This window comes from Bacillus sp. JJ1503 (assembly GCF_036965125.1).
GTDB lineage: Bacteria > Bacillota > Bacilli > Bacillales > Cytobacillaceae > Cytobacillus.
The window spans coordinates 1-9,583 of the sequence record NZ_JBALOZ010000154.1 but is presented as its reverse complement, the minus strand read 5'-3'; the positions used below and the strand labels follow the sequence as shown (position 1 = coordinate 9,583).

Genomic DNA, 9,583 nt, shown 5'->3' with positions numbered 1-9,583 from the left:
TAAAATATTTAATAGAATATGGAACGTAATGGCGAAAGGAAGAGAGGCTATCTATGTCCGTTCGTTTATTAATTGGCCGCTCAGGTAGTGGAAAAACAGACTATTGTTTAAATGAAATAAGGGCTGAATTAAAAAGGGATCCAATTGGGGAGCCGCCACTTATTTACTTAGTCCCTGAGCAAATGACATTTCTATCAGAATATAAATTAATTTCAACACCGGGTCTTGGCGGTATGATCCGCAGTCAAGTATATTCCTTCACTCGCCTTGCCTGGAAAATACTTCAGGAAACAGGCGGTATTAGCCGCTATCATTTAAACAGTGTCGGGATTAATATGTTAATTCGAAAAATCATTGACGAGAAAAAGGATAGTCTAAAGCTTTTTCAGCGTGCTGCCGATAAAAATGGATTTATTCAGCAAATAGAACAAATGATGACGGAATTTAAAAGATATTGTGTTCAACCTGAAGAGCTTGCAGAGAAACAAGCTCAACTAACACAAGGAGATAAAACAAATAAGGCTCTCCAAGATAAACTTCACGATCTTGAGCTCATTTACAGAAGGTTTGAAGAATCACTTATTGATAAATATGTAGATTCCGAGGATTATTTTCGACTCTTAGCGGAAAAAGCGGCTCAGTCTGAATATTTACAGAGAGCAGAAGTCTATATTGATGGATTTTATAGCTTTACACCCCAAGAATTTATGATTGTTGAGCAGTTGATAAAACATTGTAAGAAAGTAACGATCGCTTTAACCCTAGATCAGCCATTTAAGCACAACCCACCTAATGAACTGCATCTCTTTAGAATGACAGGCGAAACTTGCCAGACTATTTATGAAATCGCTGCACGAAACGGACTTCAAGTAGAAGAAGTAATCTTAAACGGCCAGAATAGATGGGAAAAGCAATCTTTAAAGCATCTTGAAGAAAAGTTCGAATCACGCCCAGCGGAAGGATATAAAGGGGAGACAGCTGTTCATATAGGCCATGCAGCAAATCGCAGGGCAGAGATTGAAGGCATTGCCAGAAAAATAAATCAGCTTGTGCGACTAGAAGGGCTTCGATATCGTGATATTGCCATATTATCAAGAAATGGCCAGGATTATTTTGATATCATCGGAACGATCTTACATGATTATCAAATACCTTATTTTATCGATCAAAAAAGAACGATGCTGCATCATCCGCTTGTTGAGTTAATACGTTCCACTCTTGAAGTGATAAACGGAAATTGGAGATATGAGCCGATTTTTAGAGCAGTAAAAACAGAATTATTATTTCCGGCAAAAGTAAATGCTCAACATTTACGGGAACAAATGGACAGGCTTGAGAACTATTGCTTAGCCTATGGCATTCAAGGAGATAAATGGACGAACAAGAAAAGATGGATTTATCGAAGAATTAGAGGGCTAGAGTTTGAAAGCTTTGCACAAACGGATGCAGAAAAAGAAATCGAGCAGGAGCTAAATGATCTAAGAGATATAATAACGGGTCCAATCCTCAGACTATCACGCCGCTTAAAGAAAGCTCATTCGGGGCGGCAATACTGTGAAGCTGTCTATTTATACCTCGAAGAATTAGACGTTCCGGCTAAAATGGAGCGCTGGAAGCTTGAAGAAGATGAGAAGGGCAATCTAGTGAAATCCCGTGAACACGAGCAGTCTTGGAATGCCATTATGGAGCTGCTTGACCAATATGTAGAAATGCTCGGGGAAGAGGAACCTACATTGAAGCAGTTTGCTTCCATCCTTGAAGCTGGAATGGAGTCTCTTCGTTTTACCCTAATCCCGCCAGCATTGGATCAGGTTATGGCTGCTGATTTGGACATGTCGCGTCTTTCTGATATTAAAGCAGCCTTTATCATCGGAATGAATGATGGTGTTTTTCCAGCTAAATTTTCTGAGGATGGGCTGTTAGCTGACAGTGATCGGGAACAGCTCCTTGTTAACGGATTAAAAATTGCTCCTGCCAGCAAAACACGGCTGCTAGATGAAGAATTTATAGCCTATAAAGCATTTGCCACACCTTCTGATTGGCTATTTATAAGCTATCCGCTTGCCAATGAGGAAGGAAAAGCATTGCTCCCGTCTTCCTATATAAAAAGATTAACAGATTTATTGCCTGATTGCGTCCACCATGATTATTTATCAGATCCTGCAGAGCTGCCGGAAATAGAACAGCTGGAGTATGCAGCAAATCTGCACACGTCCTTAGCTTATTTAACATCCCAAATGCAGCTAAAGAAAAGAAATTATCCGATTTATGATTTCTGGTGGGATATTTATAATTATTTCTTACAACATGAACAATGGAGAGGTCAGGCTCTTAAAGTTTTATCAAGTTTAAATTTCGAGAATCATACAAAGCCATTAGGAGAAGAATTGAGCAAGGATTTATATGGAGATGTCATTCAAGCAAGTGTTTCAAGAATGGAGCTATTTCACGGATGTCCTTTTTCACATTTTGCCCAGCATGGATTAAAGCTAAGAGAACGTCAAGTATTCCGTCTTGAAGCTCCCGATATCGGGGAATTATTTCATGCTGCGTTAAAATACATCGCCGAAACCGTAATGAGCAACAAGCTTTCCTGGACTGATTTAACTAGACAGCAATGTGAAATCCTAGCGCAAGAGGCGGTCGAAATGCTCGCTCCAAAATTACAAAATGAAATCCTGCTCAGCTCCAATCGTCATTATTATATTAAAAGGAAGCTGGAGCAAATTATTAGCCGTGCCTCTTATGTATTAAGTGAGCATGCAAAGATGAGCGGATTTTCACCGATAGGTCTTGAACTCGGCTTTGGACCTAAGGGGGATCTGCCTCCTCTTACATTCCCGCTAAAAAATGGATCGAAAATGGAACTAATTGGCAGGATCGACCGTGTGGATAAAGCATTGGACAAGGATGGTGTATTTTTAAGAGTCATAGACTACAAATCGAGTTCGAAGGATATAAACGTTAATGAAGTCTACTATGGCTTAGCCCTGCAGATGTTGACTTACTTAGATATTATTATCTCCCATTCTCATACATTGATTGGGACTGAAGCTAGTCCAGCAGGGATTTTATATTTCCATGTCCACAATCCTATGATCAGCACTTCAAAAATGCTCACATTAGATGATATTGAGCAGGAGATATTTAAAAAGTTTAAAATGAATGGCCTCATATTAGGGGAAGAAAATGTAATTAAGCTAATGGATCAGACTTTAGATAACGGTGACTCGTCCATCATTTCTGCAGGCTTTAAGAAGGACGGCACGCTGTCTAAACGCTCCAAAATCGCAAGCAAGCAAGAATTTGATCATCTCCGTCAGTATGTCCGTAAAATGTATACAAAGACAGGAAATCAAATTACAGAAGGAAAAGTGGACATTTCTCCTTATAAAATGAAGGATAAAACACCTTGTACATTTTGTTCCTTTAAGCCTGTATGCCAATTCGATGAGTCACTAGGAGCAAATGAATACCGTAAGCTAGTTTCTCAGCCGAAAGATGAAGTGCTTGCTAGTATTCGAAAGGAGGTAGGGAAGGATGAAATTAACTATTCCAGCTAAGCCAGCGAATGTTACATGGACCGATGATCAATGGAAAGCGATTATGGCAAAGGGCCAGGACATTCTTGTTGCAGCAGCAGCAGGTTCCGGGAAAACGGCTGTCCTTGTTGAAAGAATCATTAATAAAATTGTATCTGAGGAAGATTCAATCAATGTGGATGAGCTGCTAGTTGTGACATTTACGAATGCCTCGGCAGCAGAAATGAGACACCGGATTGGAGAAGCCCTTGATAAAGCGATTAATGCAAATCCTAAATCTGCCCATTTACGAAAGCAGCTGAGCCTCTTAAATAAAGCATCAATCTCTACACTTCACTCTTTTTGTTTGGAAATGGTCAGAAAATATTACTATTTGCTCGATATTGATCCTAGCTTTCGAATAGCTGACGAAACAGAGGCACAGCTTTTAAGAGATGAAGTGCTTGAGGATCTTTTCGAAGAGGAGTATGGAAAAGAAGGCAACGATCCGTTTTATGCTCTTGTTGATACTTTTACGAATGATAGAAGCGACACTGCCTTACAAGATATTATCAGGGATATATATGATTTTGCACGCTCAAATCCTTCACCTGATGAATACCTTGATTCCATCATCGAAATGTATAACGTTGATGAAAATAGTGAAATCGAACAGATGCCTTTTGTACAGTCCCTATTACAGGATATGGATCTGCAGCTGAAAGGGGCAAAGCAGCTTCTTGAATATGGGCTTGAACTAACAAAGCTGCCTGGAGGCCCTGCACCAAGAGCAGAAAACTTTGTTGACGACCTTCATGTTGTCCATACATTAATGGAAGCGAAAAAGGACTCCTGGGAAACGCTTTACGAGGCGATGCAATCTTGGTCATTTGGCAGAGCAAAAAATTGCAAGGGCGATGAGTATGATAGCGAATTAATTGAAAAGGCCAAGAAGCTGAGAGATAAGGCCAAAAAAATCATTCAAGATCTTCAGGATGAGCTTTTTGCCCACAAGCCGGAAAGCTTTCTGCGAGATATGAAGGAAATGAAGCAACATATTGAGACACTCGTCTATATTGTGAAGGAATTTTCCATTCGGTTTAATCGAATAAAGATAGAAAAAGGTTTAGTGGATTTTGCTGATCTTGAGCATTTCTGTTTATATATACTTTCTGAAAAGAGTGACGATGGAATTTTAACACCTTCAGATGCAGCCGTTGCCTGCAGAAATCAGTTTAAGGAAGTTCTTGTTGATGAGTATCAGGATGTGAACATGGTCCAGGAAGCGATACTTCAGCTAGTGACCCTGGACTCAGAGCATTCGGGAAACCTTTTTATGGTGGGTGATGTGAAGCAATCTATTTACCGTTTCCGGCTTGCAGAACCGAATCTATTCTTAAGCAAGTACAACAGGTTTGAGAAAAATGGAGAAGAAGCCGGCTTAAGAATTGATCTTGCCAGAAACTTTAGAAGCCGTAAAGAAGTGCTGCACGGAACGAACTATATTTTTAAACAAATTATGGGTGTTTCTGTTGGTGAAATTGAATATGACGAAGCCGCAGAGCTGAAAGCAGGTGCTCCATATTCAGAAGATGACTCCTACCCCATTGAATTAACGGTTATCGATTTAGAAGGGACGGAAGAGGAAGAGCCGCAGGACAAAGAGCAGGAAGGGTTTGACGCAGCAGAGCTTGCCCAGTCCCAGCTGGAAGCGAGATTTATGGCGGCAAAAATTAAAGAAATCATTTCTGAGCGGAAGGGCGTATACAATCCAAAAACCAAATCAGGGCGTCCGGCTCAGTATCGGGATATCGTCATTTTGCTGCGCTCGATGACATGGGCGCCTCAGATCATGGAGGAATTTAAGCAACAGGGAATTCCTGTATATGCAAATTTATCAACGGGTTATTTCGAGGCCACTGAAGTATCCATCATGATGTCACTATTAAAAATAATTGACAATCCGTATCAGGATATCCCACTTGCAGCTGTATTAAGGTCCCCTATTGTCGGCTTGACTGAGGAAGACCTGTCCCAAATAAGAATTCAGCATAAGAAGGCTTCGTTTTATGAGGCAATGGCTTCATTTTGTAAGAACAGGCCTGCAATTGATCATGAATCATTGTATGAAAAAGTCCGGACATTCTTTGATCAGCTAATGGATTGGCGCGTAATGGCAAGGCAAGGCTCTCTATCTGAACTCATCTGGCAGTTATATAGAGAAACGAGGTTTTATGATTTCGTAGGCGGCATGCCTGGCGGGAAACAAAGACAGGCGAATCTTCGGGCATTTTATGATCGTGCACGGCAATATGAAGCTACATCGTTTAGAGGATTATTCAGGTTTTTAAGATTTATAGAACGCATGCGGGATAGAGGAGATGATCTCGGTGCTGCACGTGCTTTAGGTGAACAGGAGGATGTTGTTCGCCTGATGACGATTCATAGCAGCAAGGGGCTTGAGTTTCCTTTCGTATTTATAGCTGGGCTTGGACGGAATTTTAATACGATGGATTTGAAAAAAGCCTATTTGCTTGATAAGGATTACGGATTTGCAGCAAAATACGTAAATGCTGAAAAACGAATATCGTATCCATCTCTTCCACAAATTGCTTTTAAAAGGAAAAAGAAGATGGAAATGCTTTCGGAAGAAATGCGCGTTCTATATGTAGCTTTAACGAGGGCAAAGGAAAAGCTTTACTTAGTATCTTCAGTAAAAAGGGCTGAGAAAAAGGTAAACCAATGGCTGCAATTTGCCGAAAATCCAAATTGGCTGTTAAATGAATTTGATCGTGCTTCTGCGACAAGCTTCCTTGATTGGATTGGTCCAGCACTAGTGAGGCATAGAGATTATGAAAGCAGCGTAAGCCCGCTTATTTCCAGTGACATTACCGACCATCCTTCAACATGGAATGTTCAGATTATTAACAGTGAAGAGGTTGCAAACCTTGTTGAAGTGATAGAAACGGAAAAAGACACTTATTTGCAAATGGTATTCTCAGGTGAAGCAGTGCCAGTACAATCGCCATTTAATAGTATGGTTGAGGACCAGTTATCATGGAAATATTCACATTTAGAAGCTTCCAAGAATCGTTCTAAGCAGTCAGTTTCTGAAGTGAAAAGACAAAAGGAAATATTTTCCCAAGAAGATAGTGGGCTAGAAATCATTCATCCAATCAAAAAGCCTTTATTTAACCGGCCACAATTTATGCAAGAAAAGTCATTATCTCCAGCAGAGCGGGGAACTGCCATGCATATGGTTATGCAGCACATTAGCTTTAAAGAACAGGTCACTGTAAATTCAATTGCAGCTAAAATGGATGAAATGGTTCAGAAAGAATTGCTGACAGAAGAGCAGCTTAGAGCCATTGACCCTTCATTAATTGAGCAGTTTTTCCATACTGAGCTAGGGAAAAGAATGATGCAGGCTAGAGAGATTAACCGAGAAATTCCTTTCAGTATTTCTTTGCCTGCAAGCGATATATATCCGGAATGGAAGGGTGAAGAGGAGGCTGTGTTAATCCAAGGGATCATTGACTGTCTTTTTGAAGATGAACACGGCTTCGTATTAGTTGACTATAAAACCGATCAAATTACCGGCCGTTTTAAAGGCGGAATTGACGAAGCAAAAACGGTACTGGAGGACCGTTACCGAGTTCAAATTAATATGTATGCAAGAGCTTTGGAACAAATATTAAAAAGAGACATTCAAGAGAGATACTTATTCTTTTTTGATGGAGCACATATTATTAAATTATAGAAGCGACCGGATAAGGATGTTAGTCCTTATCCGGCCGCTTTTCTTAATTATTCCCTATAATAGGCTGGTCAATTAAGTTTGTATCAAGGACATTGGTACCACTTATACCATTGTTCGTAATAATCAATGCGCCGGTATTTAATGCACCTTGGCCAGAATAGGTTTTCACACTAGTTTTAGGCGATACATTTAGAGCATCTCCAAATTGTACAATACCGCCATCAACATTCATAATTTGTACTGGACCAACAATGGCTGGCATATGAACTCTTCCTTTTACAATTTTTTTATTTTCCCATCTTGCTCTTCATTCAAGCTGTAGCAACTGCCGGATATGCTTAACTCTTGCTTCCATAGAAATATGCTTGCTGCTGCCGATATGGACAACGGAAGATGTAGATATCCCATTAATATCAATATTATTAACCTTAATGGCAGGGTTTAAATGCATGGTTTGCATAGATATGACTTCTTCAATGGGGACGAGGGGAACGCTTATCGTGAAAGCTTTGAAAGATAAGAAATTCCCCTCATTTCCAAAAAAGGTATCTGCTTCACGATGCACGGCTAGGGCACGGGAAAATCCATGAACATAGGTTGAATCGCCAATTTCAATAACAGATGAAAAGATAAGAGTATCTGCCTTAAACTGATCAACAATTGAGGTTCTGCTAAGCATGGCTAATCACTTCGGTGCTAATGGAACAAATGGTCCGACTATTAACGATTCAGGAGGCGTATCAAAAACAGAAGCAAGCTGGATTGTTTGCGTGTCTCCTACCATTAAGAGTGAAGAGCTTGCTACCCCGATAACTCGAATATTACCAACGCAAATATCTCGGTTATACACTTCAAAATTCATTCGTTTCCATTCCTTTCTCTGGTTCTGGTAAATGGCTGATAAAGGTGTGAACCCCGTTTTTAATTTCTTTTTTTAACTTCACCAATATTTCTTCATTGAAATCAGGTACTGTACCTTGTTCCCTATTTGTTGCAGCAAGTTGTTGCTTAAGATGGTAATCAATGCGGTTAGGCAGTTGCTTTTTTATATCTTCCTTAATGAATAAAATATATGATTCATCTACAGATTTATTTAGTGAAAGGGCTGTTTCCTCAATTACGCTCTGTAATTCATTTTCCAAAAATTTATTGATTTCATCCTCGATTTCCATTGATCTTTGGAAATGTGCTTTTGGCTGAAAGGGAGTCTGAATCCCCTTATTATTAATGGCAAAATCCTCAATTTCCTGAAGTTCGGATGGATTTAATCCAATATTTAATGTTCCGTCTAATGATTCAACCTTCAATTGGTCGAATTTATATTCAATTCTATCTACAGTTATTGGTGGTCGTGTCTTCAATTCCTGCGTCTGTTTCTCTAATTCTCTTACCTTTTTTTCTAGGTAAATAATTCTTTTTTCTTGTGCTTCTATAAAAATATGCATTTTTTGCAGGTAAGAGTATAATGTCTGATCCATCCATACCACCTCACTTTTTTCGGAACATCATTGCCACACATTATCTTCCTGCAGAATGTAAAGGCACTGCAGGTGCTTCTAGTGTTGGTTCTCCGCTAATAACACCTACCCCAGGCAGGAGGTGATGAGGAGCAGGCCCTGTAAATCCTCCTGTATTATATAGATAGGAAGCGGGTTTAATAATGCCAGCACTGCCTATCTGCAATACTGAGGAGTTAGTAATACCGCCGATCTTTATGAAATTAATATGAATGGATTGATTAATGTAGAAGTTCATTCTCTTCACCCTACTATTAAACATTTAATAAAATTCCTTGATCCAAACTGTCTGAATCATAGGTGTTCGTACTGCTCTGTTGATTATAAATAGTTAGACCATCACCTGTGTTAAAGGAACCTGCACCAGAAAATGTTTTCGCATTGGCTAGTGGCATGATCTTATAAACATCTCCGATATGAAATACTCCGCTGCTCCCAATAGAAACGACCTGAACGACTCCAACGATAGCTGGCATCTTTGACATCCTTTACACTAATTTCTCTTTATATCCTATGTGCCTATATACNNTACAGATTGTGCCTAGAAATATTTGGCTGGACAATTGAATGGTATTTCTCCTATGATAATAGTGTGAATTACATTTTTTTCTCCAAATATGATATGATTGTATCGATTTTAGATAAGGGGGCCATACGATGATTCACGCACACATAACAACATGGGTTTTAGCACTTGTATTATTCTTTGTAGCTTTAGGATTACATAAGAGCGGAAAAGCTAGAGCCTTGAAAGTAGTTCAAATGATATTAAGGCTTTTCTATTT

General features: G+C 39.5%; 9 protein-coding genes. 3 read left to right on the top strand and 6 right to left on the bottom strand.

The features are described from left to right. Positions 1 to 53 precede the first annotated feature (53 nt). Both addB and addA read left to right on the top strand, forming a co-directional pair. Positions 54 to 3,563 carry a helicase-exonuclease AddAB subunit AddB gene (gene addB / locus V7149_RS12845; RefSeq protein ID WP_335346024.1) on the top strand — a complete coding sequence of 1,170 codons (3,510 nt, stop codon included), beginning with the start codon at positions 54 to 56 and terminating at the stop codon, positions 3,561 to 3,563. Next, positions 3,541 to 7,281, top strand: coding sequence for a helicase-exonuclease AddAB subunit AddA (addA, locus tag V7149_RS12840; protein WP_335346023.1), 3,741 nt, complete (start codon positions 3,541 to 3,543; stop codon positions 7,279 to 7,281). Before addB ends, addA begins: the two co-directional genes overlap by 23 nt. 43 nt (positions 7,282 to 7,324) lie before the next feature. Here addA and V7149_RS12835 read toward each other — a convergent pair whose 3' ends face one another. Genes V7149_RS12835 through V7149_RS12810 form a run of 6 tightly spaced genes read right to left on the bottom strand, consistent with a single transcriptional unit; the run spans position 7,325 to position 9,274 of the window. Then, positions 7,325 to 7,543 carry a spore germination protein gene (locus tag V7149_RS12835; protein ID WP_335346022.1) on the bottom strand — a complete coding sequence of 73 codons (219 nt, stop codon included), beginning with the start codon at positions 7,541 to 7,543 and terminating at the stop codon, positions 7,325 to 7,327. Between the two features lie 45 nt (positions 7,544 to 7,588). Continuing rightward, positions 7,589 to 7,960 carry a spore germination protein GerPE gene (locus V7149_RS12830; protein WP_335346021.1) on the bottom strand — a complete coding sequence of 124 codons (372 nt, stop codon included), beginning with the start codon at positions 7,958 to 7,960 and terminating at the stop codon, positions 7,589 to 7,591. A gap of 6 nt (positions 7,961 to 7,966) precedes the next feature. Further along, entirely contained in the window at positions 7,967 to 8,143 is a 177-nt protein-coding gene (locus V7149_RS12825; protein ID WP_335346020.1) for a spore gernimation protein GerPD, read from the bottom strand. After that, entirely contained in the window at positions 8,133 to 8,759 is a 627-nt protein-coding gene (gene gerPC, locus V7149_RS12820; RefSeq protein ID WP_335346019.1) for a spore germination protein GerPC, read from the bottom strand. The genes V7149_RS12825 and gerPC overlap by 11 nt, the downstream gene beginning before the upstream one ends. 40 nt (positions 8,760 to 8,799) lie before the next feature. After that, on the bottom strand, positions 8,800 to 9,036 hold the full coding sequence (locus tag V7149_RS12815; protein WP_335346018.1) for a spore germination protein GerPB: 237 nt from the start codon (positions 9,034 to 9,036) through the stop codon (positions 8,800 to 8,802). Between the two features lie 16 nt (positions 9,037 to 9,052). Further along, on the bottom strand, positions 9,053 to 9,274 hold the full coding sequence (locus V7149_RS12810; RefSeq protein ID WP_335346017.1) for a spore germination protein: 222 nt from the start codon (positions 9,272 to 9,274) through the stop codon (positions 9,053 to 9,055). A gap of 181 nt (positions 9,275 to 9,455) precedes the next feature. Between V7149_RS12810 and V7149_RS12805 the strand changes: the two genes are divergently transcribed. After that, positions 9,456 to 9,583, top strand: a 128-nt coding sequence (locus V7149_RS12805) for a DUF1516 family protein (protein WP_335346025.1), incomplete at its 3' end; no start/stop codon positions are given.